The following is an 18,578-nucleotide window of genomic DNA, read 5'->3' as shown; positions in this document are numbered from 1 at the left end:
GCCCTTTCGAAGTGGCTCTTCTTTTTGTGTCATTTGTTTTTTTGAGGAATCCAACCTGGAACACTAAGGATTCTTGTCCACATCGGTTCAGGGATCATGACTTCCTCCTGAGACTCATGGTCCATCTCTATAGCTATCTGATCGGTCTGGCCTTCTTTCACTTTCACAGCCCAATCCGGGTCAATCAGCATTTCTCTTCCAAGAGCGATCAGCGGGACCGTTTGAAGGGCCTGTTCCACGTCTTCTTTCGTCATAAGGGCACCGACACCTATAACAGGAATATGATTTCCTACTTCGTCCTGAATCTGACGGATGACCGAAGTTCCTCCTTCTTCACGGATGGAAGGCTGATGAAAAGTACGCAAAGAAATGTGGAGATAATCGAGTTCTTTCTTAGCCAGTTCGTTGGAGAACTTCAGAGTATCATCAAGAGTGATTCCGGGTGTATGAGGTTCTTCCGGTGACAGGCGGTACCCCGTAATGAATGGAGAAGAGGCATGCTCCTGCACCGCTTCTTCTACTGCATCCACGATAGCGAGCGGAAATCTCATACGTTCGAACACATCTCCGCCCCATCTGTCGGTGCGACGATTGGAGTGAGGGGAGAAGAATTGCTGGAGCAAGTACGTATTCGCTCCGTGGATTTCTACTCCGTCGAAGCCGGCTTCAATGGCTCTTCTTGTAGCTTGCTTGAAGTCTTCGATGGTTTGTACGATTTCGTCGTCTGTCATTTCCCTTGGGGTGACAGCTCCTTCTCTTTCAGCTGCAACCGCACTTGCTGAGACGGGCGTCTCCTCCGGAACAAGGTGAGGTGGACACATCCGTCCCCCGTGATAAATCTGAAGAATCGCTTTGGTTCCTTCACCATGGATGACATCCGCCAGTTGCTTCAATCCTGGAATCAGTTCGTCCCGGTCTACGCCGATTTCCCCGTCGAAACCTTTCCCCTGTGCATTCACGTTGGCACAAGCTGTGATGACTGCGCCGAGTCCTTTGGATCTTCGTTTATAATAGTTCAATTCTTTATCAGATACCCGGCCATCGTCTTCCGACAGGAAATTCGTCATCGGAGCGAGTAACAACCGGTTGTTGAGTTCTGCGCCCGAAGGCAATGTATAAGGTTCAAACATGGAATTCCTCCTTTTCCATAGCATAGTGTATCACCGAACGGAGAACTGGTCTTATAAAGTGCTCATGGATGCCGGGGCGCAAGCGCTTAGTTACGTACATATTAGTGAAACGTGTTATTCTTTTAATAAGTAAATTGCGTTTTGACATGGTTGGACAACCGTTCATATATTTCCAGAAAGGGGCATGGGTAATGGAAGCATTTATCCGAAGTGATCAATTTCATTATATACAGAAACAAGTCGGTCACATTGTGCAGACAAATGCGCTGATCAATGACAAAGAAATGGTTCAAACCGTCCAGGCGATGGCGAGAGATAAGATGTCGAGCGTTTTCGAAGGGCTGACCGAGCTTCAGCAGCGCGTTCTTGAAGGTATTACGTACCTTGAGGACCGGACGGATGCAGAGATGTTCTACGCGAGAATCCTGCCGCTTGTCCAATCGTTCCGGATGCCTTCCGATGAAGAGGTGAAGGGATTATTTCCATACCTATTGAAAGTGAAACCACCTGTACTGGGGAAAAATGTGGATGCCCGTGATATGACTTATCTGAGCTGGTTCGACCCGGGTCTTGATCGTAAATTCATCGTGACTTACAGAGACGGGGAACTTGTCGGTATGGAAGGGTCGTTTACGTACACGGGTCAGAAGAATATCTGCTCCATTTGTCACGAACATGAGCACGTGGGGTTGTTCGTAACTGACACGACCGAATTCAGGAGAAAAGGGAATTATGTATGTAAAGATAGCATTAAGTGTAACCAGAACATGACAACCAGAGAGCATTTATATAATTTCATGGATGACTTGAAAAGATAGGGGAACTCCCCTATCTTTTTTTGTTAAATACGGACTTTCCGTGGGTATTTGCGGACACTCAGTTTGTTTTTGCGGACTTTCGACAAGTTTAGGCACTTAATTGCGGACCTTCGGGAGGATTTTGCGGACCCGGTGAATACTTCTATCCGGGGTGTCTCCACTTTTGATCATTGAATTTTTTGACAATTTATTATACACTTAACATACCAACTGGTTAGTATGCACAGCAAGGGAGGAAGACTATGGACTTTTCATATAATGATAAGACGAAAAGGTACAGAGAAGCGGTACGTTCGTTTATGGAAGAGAACATCTATCCGAATGAAGAAGTGTTTCAGAAGCAATTAGAGGCTCAAGAAAGTCGCTGGGGAGAGGTTCCACCGATTGTTGAAGAGTTGAAAAAGAAGGCGAAGTCGGAAGGGTTGTGGAATCTGTTTCTACCTGACGAAGAACACGGAGCCGGGCTGAGCAATGTCGAATACGCCCCTTTGTGCGAAGAGATGGGCAGGTCCATGCTCGCCCCGGAGATTTTCAACTGCAATGCACCGGATACCGGAAATATGGAGCTTCTGTCGATGTACGGTTCCGAAGAGCAAAAAGAAAAGTGGCTGCACCCCCTTTTGAATGGGGAAATCAGGTCCTGTTTTGCTATGACAGAGCCTGATGTAGCTTCTTCCGATGCGACGAATATAGCTTCACAGATCGAGAATAAAGGGGATCATTACCTTCTGAACGGAACGAAATGGTGGTCGACAGGAGCCATGGACCCGAGGTGTTCCTTTGCAATTTTTATGGGGAAAACAGATCCGGAAGCTCCGAGACATAAGCAGCAATCGATGATCATTGTGCCGATGGATGCAGAAGGGGTCACCATCAAGCGCCCACTGAACGTCTTCGGATATGATCACGCCCCTCATGGTCATGCAGAGATTGAATTCAAAGATGTACAGGTACCTAAAGAAAATCTCATTCTTGGAGAAGGACGCGGGTTCGAAATCGCCCAGGGGAGACTCGGACCTGGGAGAATCCATCATTGTATGAGATTGATCGGAGCAGCCGAACGAGCGCTTGAAGATTTATGTAAGCGCGTTCAAAACCGTGTCGCTTTCCATCGTCCTCTCGCGGATCAGGGAGTCATCAGAGAGTGGATAGCCGATTCCCGGAGAGAGCTCGAGCAAGCCCGGCTTTTGACTCTGCAGACCGCCTATCAGATGGATACCCTGGGCAATAAAGAGGCGAAAGCCGCGATTGCCATGATCAAAATCACCGCTCCTGAGATGGCTCTTAAAGTGATGGACCGCGCTATCCAGGCCCACGGAGCAGCGGGTGTGAGTGATGATTACACGATAGCGATGAATTATGCCAATGCCAGAACGCTGCGGCTTGCAGATGGACCTGATGAAGTCCATAAACGCCAGGTCGCGAAACTGGAGCTTTCTAAATATAAGGAGGATACCTATGCACGTGCATGAATGGTTTCAAATGGATGGAAAGACAGCTGTCATCACCGGAGGAGGACGTGGTCTGGGTGCCCAGATGGCAGAGGGACTTGCGGAAGCCGGGGCTAACATCGTTTTATGTTCAAGAAAAGTGGAGAACTGTGAGGCGATGGCCGAAGAATTGAAGAAGAACCATGACATAAAGACGTTGGCACTCGCTTGTGACGTGACGGATGAAGAAAGCGTGAAGAAGGTGATCGAGGAAACGGTAGAGACTTTCGGCACGATCGACGTTCTTATCAATAATAGTGGAGCAACCTGGGGAGCGCCTGCACTGGAGATGCCGACGGAGGCTTTTCAGAAAGTTATGAACGTCAATGTAACGGGTACGTTTTTAATGAGTAAAGAAGCGGCTAAAGTAATGACAAAACAGCAATACGGGAAAATCATCAATCTTTCGTCTGTAGCCGGTTTCGGTGGGGCGGATTCAAGACTGATGGATACAATCGGGTACAATACGAGTAAAGGAGCCGTCATGACATTCACCAAAGACCTGGCAGTGAAGCTTGCGAAGGACAACATACAGGTGAATGCACTGGCTCCGGGTTTCTTTCCGACGAAAATGTCCGAAGGGCTTCTTAGTCAGAACGGGGAATTCATCTTGGAACGTACGCCGATGAATCGTTTCGGTCAGGAAGGAGAGCTGAAAGGAGCGGCCCTTTTCCTTGCTTCGAAAGCTTCCGATTACGTGACTGGGGAAATCCTCACGGTAGACGGGGGGATGCATGCGACTTGCTGAAGAAGGAGTGACATCACGTGAAGCATAAAATTATTGAGACAAGTATTTCGTTATTCGGTCAACGGGGATTCAAGGAAACGTCGATCCAGGATATCGTGGACCAGCTCGGGCTTACGAAAGGAACATTCTATTATTATTTCAAGAACAAAGAAGAGATTCTTGTGCAGATTCATGAACAGTTCATCGACGATTTGCTGGAGCAGCAGAAAAGAATCATGGAGAGGGATTTTTCTGCCCGGGATAAGTTACATGCGCTTGTGACGATGATGCTCAGGAATATACGGACGAGTGTGAACAGTGCCATGATATTCTTCCGGGAAATGAGACATCTGAGCGAAGAGAAATTGGCTTATGTCAGAAAGAAACGCGATTTGTTTCAGCAAAATATCGAAGAACTTGTACAGGAAGGAATCGAGAGAGGCGAATTCAGAAAAGAACTCAGGGCAGATATGGTTTCGTATATGATTTTAGGAATCACGAACTGGAGCTACTTCTGGTATGAACCGGATGGCGAGGTTGCGGAAGAGCAATTAGCTGATATGTATACGACCATTTTGTTGCAGGGGATGGAACAGAGGAGATGACGAACATGCATGAGCATTCAATCAAAGTGAGGTTTTCAGAGACCGATCAGTTAGGACATGTAAACAATAATAATTATTTCGTCTATATGGAGGAATCACGGATACATTTTTTTGAAGACTTGAGTCTGGTGGGAGACGGGGAGTGGAAGTTCGTTGTAGCCTCCGTTCAGTGCGATTTCATCCGTCAGTTGTATTTCGGGCAGTCGATTACCATCAAAAGTTTCGTCACGAAAATAGGAAACTCGAGCTTTCATCTGCAACAGAATATGTACGAGAAAGAAAGCGGAGATCTGGTAGCAGAAGGAAAGTCCGTAGTCGTCCAATTCGATTTTACCGCACAGAAGAGTGAACAAATGCCTGAATGGATGAAACATCGACTCGCTTCCTACGAGCTGACTACGACAGAAGGAGGATGAATCCTGTGGATACACGTGAAGTGAGACAAGGAGAAGAACTGGATAAGGAGAAACTGGAAGAGTACCTGAAGCAGAATTTCCCAAGTTATCCTGATGGGCCTTTCGATATTCGCCAATTCGGAGCCGGACACTCAAATCTTACTTATGAATTGAAATCCGGAGAATGGGAAGCAGTACTGAGGCGCCCTCCTAAAGGTCCTGTTGCTCAAAAAGCACACGATATGGAAAGAGAATATAAAGTGATAGATGCGGTTCACCCTTTCTTTCCTCTTGCACCGGCACCGATGGATTTTGAAAACGGAGATCTCCTCGGGAAGCCGTTCTTTATCATGGAAAGGAAGCATGGCGTCGTTTATGATACAGAATGGCCGGAGGGCGTGACACCTTCTGTAGAATTGGCTCGAAATATTTCCCGGGAAATGGTGGATCGACTCGTCGAATTACATGATATCGATTATACAAAAACACCTATCAAAAACATGGTTAAGCCGGAAGGATTCATGGGAAGACAGGTAGAAGGCTGGATACGCAGGTTCGACAAAGCCCACACCCCGGACTCAGAGGAAGGGAAAGAACTGAAAAGATGGCTGCTCGATCACATTCCGGACAATGAAGAAAGTACGATCATCCATTATGATTACAAATTGAACAATGCGATGTTTTCAAAAGATGAACCGGATAGAATGATCGGACTCTTTGACTGGGAAATGACTACCGTAGGAGATCCTCTTGCTGATGTGGGGGCCGCAATGAGTTACTGGATTGAAGCTGACGACCCGGAAGATTTGAAACAGGGTCTCGGAAAACCTCCTCTGACAACAGAGGAAGGCTTTTATACGAGGAAAGAATTCATGGAGCGTTATGCCGAAAAGAGTGGACGGGATCTTCGTCATATGGATTTTTATCTCGCCTTCGCGTATTTCAAGTTAGCAGGAATCGTTCAGCAGATCTACTACAGGTATCAAAAGGGGCAGACGGACGATCCGCGTTTTCGCCATATGAACCACTTTGTGAATAGACTTATCAAACAGGCTTCTGTTCAGGCAGGGCTTGAAATGAAGAGCAAAGGAGAATAATCAATGAAAGCTATACAATTTTCGAATTATGGAGAACCGGATGTACTCGAAGAAGTGGATATCGATACCCCTGAACCGGAAGAAGGGGAAGTCTTATTGGAAGTGAAGGCAGTAGGTGTGAATTTTGCCGATACGGCAAGACGCCGGGGGGCATACGTAGTGCCGACTCCGTTGCCGTTCGTTCCCGGAGCTGAAGTGGCCGGAGTCGTCAAAGAAATCGGGGCAGGAGTAGAGAACGTACAAAAGGGCGACCGTATTGTTACATTGGTCGAATCCGGAGCCTACAGTGAGTATGTGAAAGCTTCTGCTTCGTTCCTTATTCCGATTCCTGAAGGCGTATCTGATGAACAGGCAGTAGCTCTTCCCCTGCAGGGATTGACAGCCTATCATCTCATCAAGACGATGGGACGTTTCGAACCGGGAGAAAGTATTCTGGTTCACGCAGCAGCCGGTGGTGTAGGGACGATTGCCGTTCAACTCGCCAAGTATTTCCAGGCAGGAAAAGTCATCGCAACGGCGAGCTCGGAAGAAAAGCTTGATTTCGCTAAAAAGCTCGGAGCAGATGAAGGCGTGGATTATACCCAGGAAAACTGGAGAGAGCAAGTGATAGAGAAGAACGGTGGAAAAGGAATCGATGTAGCACTTGAGATGGCAGGCGGCGACGTATTTACAGAAACAGTGAAGGCGATGGCCCCGTTTGGTCGTGTGTTGACGTATGGAGCAGCCAGCGGCGTACCACCTCAATTGAATGCTACCGCTCTGATGAATAAGAACCTTTCCGTGATCGGTTTCTTCCTGCCCCAGATCATGAAGAAGCCGGAACTGGTTCAACAAAGCCTGAAAGAACTGCTCACTCTTCTGGATCAGGGGAGACTGACGCTTCACATCGGTGGCGTATATGCGCTTTCAGATGCACAGCAAGTGCATGAAGATCTGGAGAACAGAAAAACGATGGGCAAACTGGTAATGAAACCCTAATAAAAAAGCCGGACAGACCCTTGATGGGATTCTGTCCGGCTTATTTAATGGAGGGATCAGTGAGGCTGATTTCCCCCGGTCGAATCATAACTGTGAACCATAGCATTCATATCTTCGTGTGTAAGTTGAGCAACCTGATAGTAGTTGTGTTTATTCTGATAAAGGAAGATCTCATAACCCATTTCTATGATGTTCGGAACGCTGTCGGCGAAAACGCGACGTAGGACAGGATTCGTTACTTCAAGAGCAGCCATCGTCAAGGAAGAGGCGATCCCTTTCGTCTGACCGAGCATGAATCCTGAAATGTTTTCGTCATTCAATTCCTGTACGCTTTGGGCCGGTGTTTTCGGCTGACCCGGTGTCATTCCGAGGGAAACGTTATTCTCTTGAGTCATATTGTACACCAATGTCGGTGTGGAAGGGCGTTTTCCGGTATGGAACGTCTCGACCATTGTGTTGTATGTCGTCAGAAGAAACGAACTTTGACGATTGATCATCGTTTTCAACTCAGGATCCTGAACGTGCTGCTCGTAAAGCTTATAATGATCCAGAATTCCGATGACTCCGGAGAGAACTTCATGAGCATCGAAGACTTCATGACCACCATATTGGCCGGCAGGTTGACGATTATTCTCTTCAGATTGCGAATGGTACTGGTTGTGCATAATATTTCCTCCCTATTTTGTATTCATTTTCAGTGTGACCTTTCTTTCAAAAATTATGTAAAATTTGTTTGAAAGATGGAAAGATGCGGTACATAAGTAGAAAGTGAAGAAAAGGAGAGGGTTATGTATGCCTTGGGACACTCAGGATTACCCTGATTCTTTGAAGAATCTTGATACTGCAGAAAAAAAGAAAGCGATTACGATTGCGAACGCCATGCTTGATGAAGGTTATTCGGAGAACCAGGCTATCCCGATAGCGACCGAGCAAGCCAAAGAGTGGTACGATAACGCTTCTGAAAATGATATCAACAAAGTCAAGCAAATGACGGACGAGGAACTTCGTACGAGAGATGAAGAGAATCCACAGAATAATCGACCGAAATTACTGGAAAAAGGAGAGCACGTAATCTCACATGAAGATGGATGGGCTGTCAAAGCTCAAGATGCCAAGCAGCCTTCTGATGTGTTTAGAAAGAAAGAAGATGCTATAAACAGGGCGAAAGAAATAGCAGGGAATAAAGGAACGAATGTTATTATCCACAAGAAAGATGGAAGTATCCAAGAAAATATATCCTATAATAAGTAATAAATGTTTAATTAAGTAAAACAAGGGTAAACAAAATACGTGCAAAACTTTAAAAGGAGGGAAACATCATGGCTGATAAAAACAATCAAGGCAAGAGCGGTGAGAACCGTACAGAAGAACAGAATAAAGAATATGGTCGTCAAGGCAAGTATGCAAAAGGCAACAAAGAAAACAGCGAAGACGATGATTCATAAAAAAATCGGAAGCTCCTGACTGGGCTTCCGATTTTTATCTTATGGAAAAAGTGAGAGGAGCATGTGCGGGAGAATTATAGGTTCCTGTACTCTTCATACGGGACTTCGACGGTGAAGAACGAGCCATCTTCGTCTTCTGTAGCGGCTGTTATAACATGAGATGGCCCGAATATGGTACGGAATACTTGATCTCCATTATCGAAGGGGGCATCCAGGTTCAAACCTGACGATAAAACAGCATGCCTATCCGCTTCGGTCAGACCACTTATTTCTTCAAGTTCGACCATCGGACGAATCAGTTCTGCCCCTGTTTCGTCATCTGTTTCATCATAGGAGACGCGGATGCTAACGACAGAATTCCCCTCTCCCAGCATATCAGCAACAATATCCTTCACTTCTTTCAGGTCAATGAGATAACGTACGTCCACGGGCTCGATCTGCTTTAAATAGTTGGTCATTGTTCCTCTCTCCTTCGTAAGTATATACAAAAAGGTCATACAAATAGAAAAGCCCTTTCCTCTATCTATCGATAAAGGAAAAGGGAAGAAGTCGTGAAGGCTCTGTCGAAAATATTGTAGGGGGAAGTCTTTTCCGAATAGCGCCTTCTGTACTATGTTACCCTTCTTACTCATTTGAAAACGTAAAATTATATTTTTTTATTAATAAAACTTGTTATTTTTTCTTTCGCTTTTTGAAACTGGGCAGTGGAGGAGATAAAATCAAAGGCGGATGATATGATAAGTCCATGTAAGATAACCCCCATAATGGTGAACACGACGACAATAATTTGTCCTCCTGTAGTGGCGGGGTCGAAGTTCGTCCTTCCGAAAAATGTAATAGACAGAATAGCCCCTACGAAAGCATCGGAATAGGTGTCGAGTTCTTCTTCCAGCCAGGTCAACGGGATAATCAAAAGGAAGATGGACAGTCCCATGAACCCTGCTACAAAGCCCAAGTGCTGACGTTTCAGAAATCGCAGGAAAGGTTTGGTATAGTACTTGGTGATCGATTTCAATCGAAGTAAGTGGAGGATGCGTGCCACCCGGGCGAGTTGGAACACAGCATCCAGCGGGATCGCAGCAATGACGATGAAAGGATGTTTTTTGACGAAATCCCATTTGGATTCACTTTTGAAAAGGCGATAGAGAAAATCGAGAAAGAAAATCGCCCATGTTCCCCAAACGATGAAGCTGTCATACTGCATTTCCTGCCAGATTGTGGCGACAGATAAGCCCGCAAGAAGGACCATAAATACTTCGTATGTAGTTTTTCCTGGCCTTCTTTTCCACCGATTCATCTTGTTGTCCTCCTCTGAAGTCCCATTATAGCACTTACTGACCAGAAAAAAATAGCTGTCCCCCGGAGAAGGTGGACAGCTTGGAAACGGGATATATTCGTTTGAACACTCTGCTGACTGAGGTTTCTAAGCGGGGTGACTCCACTTTTCTTACTCCATCCCATCATGAGGTTTCAAAATGCCATAAATCGTTTCGATGTAAGGGAGAGTGAGACTTTTTTCTTCAGCCAGACGTATCGCTCCGCCATGGAGGTGTTCAACTTCAAGTGGAAGTCCTTTTCTTCTGTCCTGATGCATAGAAGATGTCATATGATCATCGAGGTTCTGAAGCTGTTTGAAGGCTTGGTCCACTTCTTTTTGACCGATTTTCACCCCTCTTGTGACACTCAGTCGTTGCATGTCTTCAAGCATCCGTTTAGCGATACGGAAGGTAGGAGGAGAGGAGCGGATTTCCCCGATGGGTGTATTCATTGCTGTGGTAATACCTGAAAAAGCAGTGATGAACATATATTTCTTCCAGATTTCCTCGAGGATTTCCGAGCTCATTCTGCTGTTCAAGGTAGCCTGGTTGCTTGCGACAGATAATTCCTCACATATCGCCTCCTGGGAAGGGTGCAGAGGGCCGAATACAATGTCATGAAAATCACTGGTGTGAATGACGTGTCCTTGATCATCCAGGGTTGCAATAATGAAGGCGAGCCCACCCAGGACGGCTTCTTCCCCTAGCTCTTTCTCCAGAATTTCGTAATGTTCAACTCCATTCAACAAGGGCAGTACTTTGGCTCCTTTTTTGACGAGAGTCTTGAGCCAGGGAATGGTTCCTTCGAGGTGGTACCCCTTTACTGCCAAAACAACCAAATCTGGATCTTCGATAGAGGAAGGATCTTCGACGACTGCTGGATCCTTCCATTCCGTGTCTTCCACATTGCTTTTGATTTTGAGGCCATGTGTTCTCAACTGTTCCGCTCTACCTTCACGAACGAGGTTGATGACTTCATGACCGGCATCATGCCATCTCGCTCCGAAGTAAGCACCGAGAGCCCCGGCCCCCATTACTACTATCTTCAAAGAAACCCCTCCTTGATTAGTAACTGCTCAAGTTATTTATCCCTTTTTGGCTGTCGACATTCCGGCATCTACAATAAGTATGATAGCCGTGATGGTATGCATGATCCATCCAATGATCGGAATGATTCCTACTGCGTTCGCTATCATGCCTACCACACTTCCGGAACTGAACTGTTTTTGATTAATGGATATAATAAGAACGATTAAATGAAAAACGAACATAAATAACAGTGGTTGCCAGCCGCCACTTAGAATAAATGCTCCTCCGGCTATAGGGATAGCAAGAAGCGCCTCACAAATTCCTGTAATCCATTTCAAAAGGGTAGTCGCACTCATCGTTTTACCTCCTTATTTTTTATCAAGTGCCTCCTGCAATTCTTTCAGAAGCTGGTCGGCACCTTTGTCACTCAAGACGATTCCACCCGTGTATTCTTTGTTTTCATCAGCGATTTCGCCAGTAACAATACATTCTTTGGCCGGGCGGTATTTTTGTAGAATGACCCTTTCTCCATCGACGAATACTTCCATCGGGTCATTTTCACTGATATCCAATGATCTTCTCAATTCTTTGGGGACTACGATACGTCCCAGGTGATCCACTTTTCTTACGATGCCTGTACTCTTCATAAAAGACGCTCCTTTACCTATACTGTGCTATACTGCTTCATTCTTTACCCCTAATTCCTGTTAAGGAAGGTTATTAAACAATTTTCGATACAGGAAACGGATATTTCTTTAAAAGAAAAGAACACCCTCTTACTCAAATGAATAAGAGGGTGTTCGCCGCTTCTATTATAGGAATGTTTACCAAGTGGAAGGGAGCTGTACTATTTGTTCGCTTTTTGCAGCTTTTTGATCATTTTCAGAGAGCGTCCGGTTCCGATCGCTACCGATTCCAATGGGTTAGGAGCCATGTGAACAGGTACGTCGATTTCACTGGATAGCCACTCCTGCACGCCGTTCAGAAGTGATCCGCCTCCGGTCAGTACGATACCGCGATCGACGATATCTCCACTCAGTTCAGGAGGGCAGCTTTCAAGCGTGGTACGGATCGTTTCGAGAAGCTGGGCCAGAATCTCCTTCAGCGCTTCCTGTATTTCTGTAGAGGATAAATGAATCGGTTTTGGCAGTCCTGTTACCATGTCCCGTCCCCGTACTTCCATCGTTTTTTCTTCGTGATCCACAGGAGCGTATCCGATTTCCATTTTGATCAGTTCGGCCGTGCGTACCCCGATCAACACATTGTAGTGTTTTCGTACATAGGTGACGATTTCTTCGTCGATGAGATCTCCTCCGGCACGAATAGAGTTGCTTGATACGACACCACCGAACGATATGATGGCCACTTCGCTCGTTCCTCCACCAATGTCGACGACGACGTTCGCGAGCGGTTCGTCGACAGGGAGGTCCGCGCCGATCGCTGCAGCGATCGGTTCTTCAATCAAATGAACCTGTTTTGCTCCGTAGCTTTTCACTGCGTTTTCGATGGCACGTCTTTCCACGGATGTAGAGCCTGATGGGGTACATACCACGACGGTGGGCTTTCGTATAGTAAGGCCGGAAGATTTCCCTGCTTTCTTAAGCAAAGCTTTGAGCATCTGGGAAGTCATATCGAAGTCGGCGATGACTCCGTCTTTCAATGGTCGCACAGGTATGACATTTCTGGGAGTCTTTCCTACCATTTGTTTCGCTTCTTCTCCGACGGCTATCACTGACTTCGTATCTGTGTTGTAAGCTACGACGGAAGGCTCGTTCAAAAGCATTCCTTTCGATTTCGAATAGATAAGTATATTTGCTGTACCGAGATCGATCCCGATTTCTTCATTGGCTAACATGTGACGTCACTCCATTGATGATAGATTCTCCTAAAACTATTCTGATAGCACCATTTATTTATGGGGGTGACGATGGAAATTGACGACATTTTCTTTTATTATTAATGGAAAGAGATGAGGACGGGAGTGAGAGATGATGTCCAGCTATTTGACGTATGATGACATCCTGAAGAAAAGTGAACAATTGAATGCGTCCTACGAACTCGATATATCTATATTTGAAGATATCGTAGACGAACTCTTGAACAGTGAAAAAGATACAGACACTGTAGTGCTCGAAGGGTTCGAGAGACTTCTCGGAAGCGTGGACCGGACGATGGGAGACATAGACACTTTCCTCGATATGAAACCGAATTGTTTCATGGGATGTGCCTTTTGCTGTTATTTTCCTATCCGCGTCAGCAAGATGGAAGCGAAACTGTTCTTCCGTTCCATCGAGCATATGTCTCCGGAAAGAAAGGAGAACATTTTTCAACATTGGGAAGCGTATTATGATAAATTTTCACGAAAAATAGACACAGCATTAGAGATTGATCCAGACGATCCGGATATGAAACTGAAATACAAGAAGCTGAATCTTCCCTGTCCTATGCTGGATGAAGAGAATCAGCTGTGCATGGCCTATGAAGTACGGCCGGTCCCTTGTCGAACCTATGTAAATTACTCAGATCCTACTGTTTGTGCTACGGAACACATGCCTAAGGAAACGTTCAGCTATGATTTTCTTTATAATTTCTATTTCCAGTCGATGAACGAACTTTTGCAGGCTCTCTATGAAAACGGGGAAGAGTTACCGGTCGATTATCCTATGGATGCCTGGAATTATGATTATCTGCCTGGTTGGATTCAGAAATATAGGCAGGGAGAAATGGTCACGTGAATGAAGGAGGAGAGGGATGAGCCTCGATCATATTATTGAAGAGAAAATTAAGAAAGCGGTCAGAGATGGAGATTTCGATGATTTACCTGGGAAAGGGGAACCGCTCCCTAAAGACGAATTCGCCCACGTTCCTGATGAATTGAGAAACAGCTACCGTGTACTGAAGAATGCAGGCATGCTTCCTGAAGAGATGCAAGTAAAGAAGGAAGTCGTGGAACTGGAAGAGTTACTGGAGAACATTACAGACCCGGAAGAAAAAAACAATACCGAACAGAAACTTACGGAGAAGCGTCTCCGGTTCCAAATGCTTATGGAAAAGAGAAAAATGTCCGGGTCCCGGGTGTACGGTCATTATAAAGGATCAATAGCGAAGAAATTCTAGAAATACAACAGTGATTTGTCACTGTTGTATTTTTTTAGGTTAAATGAGTGATAGGAAGGGTAAACAAAATTATACGTAATTGTAATACTTCTGTAATATTCGTGTATAATAGATAGACAAAAGGAGAGAGACAGCATGAAACGAACGATCATGGCCTTATTCATTTTATGGACATTTTTCTTAATAACTCCAGTAAGCGCAGAGGATAATCTCCAGGTGATGGAGAAGGACGACACCGGGCTCCAATGGGAATATTACCGTGAAGGTGGTACACCCCAGGGTTTGATAACGAAGACGAATCCATATATTACTTACTACATTTCTGTAAATGCAAATAGTGGAGAGTCCTTTCTTTTAAAGATGTTTCTGAACGGAGAAGAAGTGGAAGCATCCTATAACCCTGCTACGGATAAATTGACATACCAGGCCGGGGAGTTGACCGGAGACAATCACGTCAGAGTGGAATTGCATAGCGGCGGAAAAGTCGAGGAATGGTCGTGGTCTTTCTCTATTGATGAGTCACCTGTTCGCCCATTAGAAGGAGCGGACACGGAAAAGCTGAACCGCATACAGAGTGAAGCGGTCACAACGATCAATAGTTACAGAGATGATCTATCCCTGCCACTCTTATCTTCGAACGATAAATTGCAGCAAATCGCGCAAGGACATTCTAATTATTTAGAGGAACACTCGGAAGATGGACATACACAACGGAATCCGGAGAGTGACTGGTTCACCGGTTATCAGGTAGGGGACCGGGCTAAGTATTTCAATTATTCCGGCTTTATCGGGGAAGGAATCGCATTCCAGGAGGAGAATTCCAAAGACGCTATCCACCGCCTTTTTGACGCTCCTTATCATCGCATGAGTCTAATCGATCCGCGTTTTTCACAAATAGGGACAGGATACAACGAATCCGGTGATTTCGTAGCGAACTACGGAGGTTCCGGAGTTATTCAAAGTCCTGAAACCGTCGTTTATCCTTCCGACAATCAACAGGATGTGAAGTTATCCTGGTATGCCTTTGAAGTTCCGAATCCATTGAGATTCTATAATAAGGACGCTGTGTGGACGGGGTATCCTATAAGCTTCGGATACTTCGGTTCGCCGCAGGATGAACTTCAAGTGGCACAGGCAACTCTTAAAAATGAAAAAGGGGAGAGGGTACCAGTGTATGATGTTCTCCCATCTATGGAGGAAGAAGGGAACAAAACGCATGCCTTTCTTATTCCGAAGGAGCCCTTGACCCCTGGAATGACCTATGAAGTGGATGTAGATGCATCGGTCTCCTATAGTGAGACGGAGTCTGTAGATGTTTCACGGTCATGGTCGTTCACGACTGCATCTTCCTTGTCTATCCGCTCGGTCCATTTCGAAGAACAGAATGGAACGACGTTTTTGAAGGAAGAATGGGATTCAGGTGTAGATCCTGATGCAGAAATCGTTCTAACGAAAGACGGAGAAGAATTCATGAGAAAAGAGGCAGGGAGTCAAACGACCTCCAGCAAGCTTGAAACCGGGAACTACCAGATGACAGTCACCAGCCCTCTTTTTGAGGAGACGAAGGTATATGATCTTACTATTCGCAATGACCAGGATCTCTCTTATCAGTATGATAGTCCATGGGTCGTAACGGAATTCAGTCCACAGGAAAAAGAAGTGGAAAGAGAAGCGTTGTGGAGCAACTTTTCTGACTGGAGTTCAGCCGAAAAAGTGGCTTCTGCTAATAAAGAGTGGACGATAGCTTTCAATCAATCCATGAAAGAAGTGGATAATATTAACCGCTATATTTACGTCATTGATGAATCAGGTCAAGAAATTGATGTTTCTGTTGGATGGAAAGGTGAATCCCAGAAAGAAGCGGTTGTCTCTCCGACCAGTGATTACGAAGATGGAGATTACCTTCTTATCATTGAACCGATGGAAGCTGCTACGAACCAGATGATGGAGGATGGGTTGCGTATGGCTTTTACTGTCGAATAATTTATCAGAAAAAGCAGCTTCTGTTTTTTACAGAAGCTGCTTTTTTCTTGCTTATTCATTTTCTAAGCGGGATGGCTCCGCCTTTCGTGTCTAGCTGCGAAGAACAGAAGGCCGAAGGATAAGCAGCCAACCTTGTTTCGAGAAAAGTCACTCGAAGCAAAAGCTCGACTGCTTATCCTTGAACTTCTAAACGTTCTTCTCCGCTTTTCATGTCTAGCTGTGCCATCCAGAAGCCCGTGATCCAAGCAGCCCAATCAGAAAAAAGAAAGAGCACTTTTTGTCTGATAGGTCTGCTTAGCTCAGACCTTCTAAGCGGGATGGCTCCGCCTTTCCATTGTTCAGCTGCGAAGTCCAGAAGTCCATAACATAAGCGGCCACCTCTGTTTCGATAAAAAACAATCGAAGCCAGAGCCGTCCGCTTATGTTAGAACTTCTAAACGGACTTCTCCACATTTCCATTACGCAGAGCGGCGTTCTTCTTTTGCGACTTTCAGGAATCGTTTGGTTTCCGAAGCTACGACGCCTGAGAGAAGGAGAAGGCCGATAAGGTTAGGGAAGGCCATGAGCCCGTTCATGACGTCTGCAAATGTCCATACGGTACTCAGCTCGATGACTGCCCCGATGAATACAAACAGAACGAAGACCGCTTTGTAAATACCAAGGCCTCTATCATTCGTAAGGTAGCCGAAGCATTTCTCTCCGTAATACGACCAGCCGACGATGGTGGAGAAGGCGAAGAAAATCAATCCGATCGTGACGATGTAGCCGCCGATATCTCCGAGGAATAAACTGAAGGATTCGGTAGTCAATGCTGCACCATCAGCTCCACCTCCGTACTGATCCGCCATTACGATAGTAAGACCGGTCATGGTACATACAATGATGGTATCAATAAGAACCTGAGTCATAGATACAAGTGCCTGGCGTCCTGGATAATCTGTACGAGCCGCCGCGGCAGCAATAGGGGCAGAACCGAGCCCGGCTTCGTTCGAGAAAACACCACGTGCTACCCCGTAGCGGATAGCTGTACCTAAGAGCCCGCCACCCACAGCATTAGCGGTGAAGGCATCTGTGAAAATCGTACCGAAAGCGGGACCGACAAGTTCAAAGTTTGTAATAATGATAATTAGTGCTCCAATGATGTAAAAGACGGCCATAATCGGCACGAAAAATGCAGTGACTCGACCGATACTCTTAATACCTCCAAGAAGTACGAGACCGGCAAAGACGAGAAGAAGAACTCCTGTAATCCAGGTCGGAACGCTGAACGTTTCTGCCATAGCGTCAGACACAGAGTTCGCCTGAACCATGTTCCCGATACCAAAAGCTGCAATCGCTCCAAAAAATGCGAAAAGAACACCCAGCCATTTTTGGCCGAGGCCTCTTTCCAGATAATACATCGGACCTCCGGACATTTCCCCGTTTTTGTTTTCCACCCGGTATTTGACGGCCAGAATCGCCTCTGCGTATTTCGTCGCCATTCCGAATACCGCGGTGATCCACATCCAAAAGACAGCTCCCGGGCCACCAAGAACGACAGCTGTAGCTACCCCGGCGATGTTACCCGTACCAATGGTTGCTGCCAGTGCTGTGGTCAATGCCTGGTAGTGGGAGATATCCCCTTTTTCACCTTTCTGCTGGGTACTCGGTTTGAATGCGAGCTTAAGAGCGTAGGGAAGAGTTCGGAACTGCAGAAAGCTTAAACGCAGTGTCAGGTAGACCCCTGTCCCCACAAGTAGAACGAGCAGAGGCCATCCCCATACCCATCCACTTAACGTGCTTAAAAAATCGTTCAACGACATATGTACTCCCTCCTTAAGGAAAATGCTTACATACTAAATATTTCGAAAATTCAATGAAAAGTCAAGGCTTTTTGGGTAAAAGATGAACATACATGGCATTTTCGTTATAATTGATGGTTAAGAGGAGAGTGATATATCGTGATTCGTGTTTTATTCGTTTGTTTAGGTAACATTTGTAGATCTCCGATGGCTGAAGCCATTTTTCGAAGTAAACTTGCACAGGAAGGGTTAGAGGAGAAGATTGAGGTCGACTCTGCTGGTGTAGGGCACTGGCATATCGGTTCCCCTCCTCATAAAGGGACGCGGGACATTCTGGAAAAGAATGAAGTAAGTACGGAAGGGATCACTGCCAGACAAATCAAGGAAGAGGACTGGGAGGATTTCGATTATCTCATTGCGATGGACAATAACAACGTGAGAGATATACATTCGATCAGAGAAAAAGATGGTGTGGTAGTACAGAAATTGATGGATTATGTGCCGGATGCTCCTAAAAGTGAAGTGCCCGATCCTTATTTCACGGGGAATTTCGATGAAACGTACAGTCTTGTTCGTGAAGGGTGTGAACGTCTGCTCGAAGCAATAAAAAGGGAACATACCCTTTAAGAAAGACAGGTTCTTCCTGTCTTTTTTTAGTGGGTACAGT

General features: G+C 45.8%; 22 protein-coding genes. 13 read left to right on the top strand and 9 right to left on the bottom strand.

Translation table 11 applies throughout. The features are described from left to right. Positions 1-29: 29 nt before the first annotated feature. Entirely contained in the window at positions 30-1,154 is a 1,125-nt protein-coding gene (locus BLQ44_RS10405; RefSeq protein ID WP_093193837.1) for an NADH-dependent flavin oxidoreductase, read from the bottom strand. A gap of 167 nt (positions 1,155-1,321) precedes the next feature. On the opposite strand from BLQ44_RS10405, the gene BLQ44_RS10400 reads away from it, so the two are divergent. From BLQ44_RS10400 to BLQ44_RS10370, 7 genes are all read left to right on the top strand, one after another. Further along, positions 1,322-1,948: a FusB/FusC family EF-G-binding protein gene (locus BLQ44_RS10400; RefSeq protein WP_176757501.1), complete on the top strand. Its 627-nt coding sequence runs from the start codon at positions 1,322-1,324 to the stop codon at positions 1,946-1,948. Between the two features lie 242 nt (positions 1,949-2,190). Further along, positions 2,191-3,420, top strand: a complete 1,230-nt coding sequence (locus tag BLQ44_RS10395; RefSeq protein ID WP_093193835.1) for an acyl-CoA dehydrogenase family protein — start codon at positions 2,191-2,193, stop codon at positions 3,418-3,420. Next, positions 3,407-4,186: an SDR family oxidoreductase gene (locus tag BLQ44_RS10390; RefSeq protein ID WP_093193834.1), complete on the top strand. Its 780-nt coding sequence runs from the start codon at positions 3,407-3,409 to the stop codon at positions 4,184-4,186. Before BLQ44_RS10395 ends, BLQ44_RS10390 begins: the two co-directional genes overlap by 14 nt. 17 nt (positions 4,187-4,203) lie before the next feature. Then, on the top strand, positions 4,204-4,770 hold the full coding sequence (locus BLQ44_RS10385) for a TetR/AcrR family transcriptional regulator (RefSeq protein ID WP_093193833.1): 567 nt from the start codon (positions 4,204-4,206) through the stop codon (positions 4,768-4,770). A gap of 5 nt (positions 4,771-4,775) precedes the next feature. Next, entirely contained in the window at positions 4,776-5,186 is a 411-nt protein-coding gene (locus tag BLQ44_RS10380) for an acyl-CoA thioesterase (protein WP_093193832.1), read from the top strand. 5 nt (positions 5,187-5,191) lie between these two features. Beyond that, positions 5,192-6,262 carry a phosphotransferase family protein gene (locus BLQ44_RS10375; RefSeq protein WP_407690373.1) on the top strand — a complete coding sequence of 357 codons (1,071 nt, stop codon included), beginning with the start codon at positions 5,192-5,194 and terminating at the stop codon, positions 6,260-6,262. 3 nt (positions 6,263-6,265) lie between these two features. Beyond that, positions 6,266-7,240: a quinone oxidoreductase family protein gene (locus BLQ44_RS10370; RefSeq protein WP_093193830.1), complete on the top strand. Its 975-nt coding sequence runs from the start codon at positions 6,266-6,268 to the stop codon at positions 7,238-7,240. 56 nt (positions 7,241-7,296) lie between these two features. Here BLQ44_RS10370 and BLQ44_RS10365 read toward each other — a convergent pair whose 3' ends face one another. After that, entirely contained in the window at positions 7,297-7,905 is a 609-nt protein-coding gene (locus tag BLQ44_RS10365) for a spore coat protein (RefSeq protein ID WP_093193829.1), read from the bottom strand. A 127-nt stretch (positions 7,906-8,032) separates the two neighbouring features. On the opposite strand from BLQ44_RS10365, the gene BLQ44_RS10360 reads away from it, so the two are divergent. Further along, positions 8,033-8,491 carry a DUF2188 domain-containing protein gene (locus BLQ44_RS10360; protein WP_093193828.1) on the top strand — a complete coding sequence of 153 codons (459 nt, stop codon included), beginning with the start codon at positions 8,033-8,035 and terminating at the stop codon, positions 8,489-8,491. Positions 8,492-8,559: 68 nt separating this feature from the next. Then, complete coding sequence (locus BLQ44_RS16795) at positions 8,560-8,685, top strand: hypothetical protein (RefSeq protein WP_281241407.1); 126 nt, start codon at positions 8,560-8,562, stop codon at positions 8,683-8,685. 74 nt (positions 8,686-8,759) lie between these two features. Here the strand turns inward: BLQ44_RS16795 and BLQ44_RS10355 are convergent, their stop codons facing one another. From BLQ44_RS10355 to mreBH, 6 genes are all read right to left on the bottom strand, one after another. Beyond that, the gene (locus tag BLQ44_RS10355; protein WP_093193827.1) at positions 8,760-9,143 is read right to left on the bottom strand and encodes a hypothetical protein; all 384 of its coding nucleotides are present in this window, start codon (positions 9,141-9,143) and stop codon (positions 8,760-8,762) included. A gap of 188 nt (positions 9,144-9,331) precedes the next feature. After that, positions 9,332-9,982 carry a hypothetical protein gene (locus tag BLQ44_RS10350; RefSeq protein ID WP_093193826.1) on the bottom strand — a complete coding sequence of 217 codons (651 nt, stop codon included), beginning with the start codon at positions 9,980-9,982 and terminating at the stop codon, positions 9,332-9,334. 150 nt (positions 9,983-10,132) lie between these two features. Beyond that, complete coding sequence (locus tag BLQ44_RS10345; protein WP_093193825.1) at positions 10,133-11,050, bottom strand: ketopantoate reductase family protein; 918 nt, start codon at positions 11,048-11,050, stop codon at positions 10,133-10,135. Positions 11,051-11,086: 36 nt separating this feature from the next. Next, positions 11,087-11,386, bottom strand: coding sequence for a hypothetical protein (locus BLQ44_RS10340; RefSeq protein ID WP_093193824.1), 300 nt, complete (start codon positions 11,384-11,386; stop codon positions 11,087-11,089). 12 nt (positions 11,387-11,398) lie between these two features. Further along, complete coding sequence (locus BLQ44_RS10335) at positions 11,399-11,677, bottom strand: AbrB/MazE/SpoVT family DNA-binding domain-containing protein (protein WP_093193823.1); 279 nt, start codon at positions 11,675-11,677, stop codon at positions 11,399-11,401. Between the two features lie 200 nt (positions 11,678-11,877). After that, the gene (mreBH, locus tag BLQ44_RS10330; protein ID WP_093193822.1) at positions 11,878-12,885 is read right to left on the bottom strand and encodes a rod-share determining protein MreBH; all 1,008 of its coding nucleotides are present in this window, start codon (positions 12,883-12,885) and stop codon (positions 11,878-11,880) included. Between the two features lie 136 nt (positions 12,886-13,021). On the opposite strand from mreBH, the gene BLQ44_RS10325 reads away from it, so the two are divergent. The 3 genes from BLQ44_RS10325 (at position 13,022) to BLQ44_RS10315 (ending at position 16,130) form a co-directional block, all read left to right on the top strand. Further along, a complete protein-coding gene (locus BLQ44_RS10325; protein WP_093193821.1) occupies positions 13,022-13,765 on the top strand; it encodes a YkgJ family cysteine cluster protein in 744 nt (247 codons plus the stop codon). A gap of 16 nt (positions 13,766-13,781) precedes the next feature. Further along, a complete protein-coding gene (locus BLQ44_RS10320; RefSeq protein WP_093193820.1) occupies positions 13,782-14,147 on the top strand; it encodes a DnaJ family domain-containing protein in 366 nt (121 codons plus the stop codon). 135 nt (positions 14,148-14,282) lie between these two features. Next, positions 14,283-16,130: a CAP domain-containing protein gene (locus BLQ44_RS10315; RefSeq protein ID WP_093193819.1), complete on the top strand. Its 1,848-nt coding sequence runs from the start codon at positions 14,283-14,285 to the stop codon at positions 16,128-16,130. A 458-nt stretch (positions 16,131-16,588) separates the two neighbouring features. Here the strand turns inward: BLQ44_RS10315 and BLQ44_RS10310 are convergent, their stop codons facing one another. After that, positions 16,589-17,932, bottom strand: coding sequence for an alanine/glycine:cation symporter family protein (locus tag BLQ44_RS10310; RefSeq protein ID WP_093193818.1), 1,344 nt, complete (start codon positions 17,930-17,932; stop codon positions 16,589-16,591). Positions 17,933-18,070: 138 nt separating this feature from the next. Between BLQ44_RS10310 and BLQ44_RS10305 the strand changes: the two genes are divergently transcribed. Continuing rightward, positions 18,071-18,538: a low molecular weight protein-tyrosine-phosphatase gene (locus BLQ44_RS10305; protein ID WP_093193817.1), complete on the top strand. Its 468-nt coding sequence runs from the start codon at positions 18,071-18,073 to the stop codon at positions 18,536-18,538. The last annotated feature ends 40 nt before the right edge of the window (positions 18,539-18,578 follow it).

The organism is Salimicrobium halophilum (assembly GCF_900100295.1).
GTDB classification, from domain to species: Bacteria; Bacillota; Bacilli; order Bacillales; family Halobacillaceae; genus Salimicrobium; species Salimicrobium halophilum.
Note: the sequence above shows the minus strand (reverse complement) of the source record. Positions and strands in the feature narration are given on the sequence as shown.

Bases quoted from the DNA above. Each gene is read 5' to 3' on its own strand.
- BLQ44_RS10405 (WP_093193837.1), bottom strand. From the start codon at position 1,154: ATGCTATGGAAAAGGAGGAATTCCATGTTTGAACCTTATACATTGCCT.
- BLQ44_RS10400 (WP_176757501.1), top strand. From the start codon at position 1,322: ATGGAAGCATTTATCCGAAGTGATCAATTTCATTATATACAGAAACAA.
- BLQ44_RS10395 (WP_093193835.1), top strand. From the start codon at position 2,191: ATGGACTTTTCATATAATGATAAGACGAAAAGGTACAGAGAAGCGGTA.
- BLQ44_RS10390 (WP_093193834.1), top strand. From the start codon at position 3,407: ATGCACGTGCATGAATGGTTTCAAATGGATGGAAAGACAGCTGTCATC.
- BLQ44_RS10380 (WP_093193832.1), top strand. From the start codon at position 4,776: ATGCATGAGCATTCAATCAAAGTGAGGTTTTCAGAGACCGATCAGTTA.
- BLQ44_RS10370 (WP_093193830.1), top strand. From the start codon at position 6,266: ATGAAAGCTATACAATTTTCGAATTATGGAGAACCGGATGTACTCGAA.
- BLQ44_RS10365 (WP_093193829.1), bottom strand. From the start codon at position 7,905: ATGCACAACCAGTACCATTCGCAATCTGAAGAGAATAATCGTCAACCT.
- BLQ44_RS10360 (WP_093193828.1), top strand. From the start codon at position 8,033: ATGCCTTGGGACACTCAGGATTACCCTGATTCTTTGAAGAATCTTGAT.
- BLQ44_RS16795 (WP_281241407.1), top strand. From the start codon at position 8,560: ATGGCTGATAAAAACAATCAAGGCAAGAGCGGTGAGAACCGTACAGAA.
- BLQ44_RS10355 (WP_093193827.1), bottom strand. From the start codon at position 9,143: ATGACCAACTATTTAAAGCAGATCGAGCCCGTGGACGTACGTTATCTC.
- BLQ44_RS10350 (WP_093193826.1), bottom strand. From the start codon at position 9,982: ATGAATCGGTGGAAAAGAAGGCCAGGAAAAACTACATACGAAGTATTT.
- BLQ44_RS10340 (WP_093193824.1), bottom strand. From the start codon at position 11,386: ATGAGTGCGACTACCCTTTTGAAATGGATTACAGGAATTTGTGAGGCG.
- BLQ44_RS10335 (WP_093193823.1), bottom strand. From the start codon at position 11,677: ATGAAGAGTACAGGCATCGTAAGAAAAGTGGATCACCTGGGACGTATC.
- mreBH (WP_093193822.1), bottom strand. From the start codon at position 12,885: ATGTTAGCCAATGAAGAAATCGGGATCGATCTCGGTACAGCAAATATA.
- BLQ44_RS10325 (WP_093193821.1), top strand. From the start codon at position 13,022: ATGTCCAGCTATTTGACGTATGATGACATCCTGAAGAAAAGTGAACAA.
- BLQ44_RS10320 (WP_093193820.1), top strand. From the start codon at position 13,782: ATGAGCCTCGATCATATTATTGAAGAGAAAATTAAGAAAGCGGTCAGA.
- BLQ44_RS10315 (WP_093193819.1), top strand. From the start codon at position 14,283: ATGAAACGAACGATCATGGCCTTATTCATTTTATGGACATTTTTCTTA.
- BLQ44_RS10310 (WP_093193818.1), bottom strand. From the start codon at position 17,932: ATGTCGTTGAACGATTTTTTAAGCACGTTAAGTGGATGGGTATGGGGA.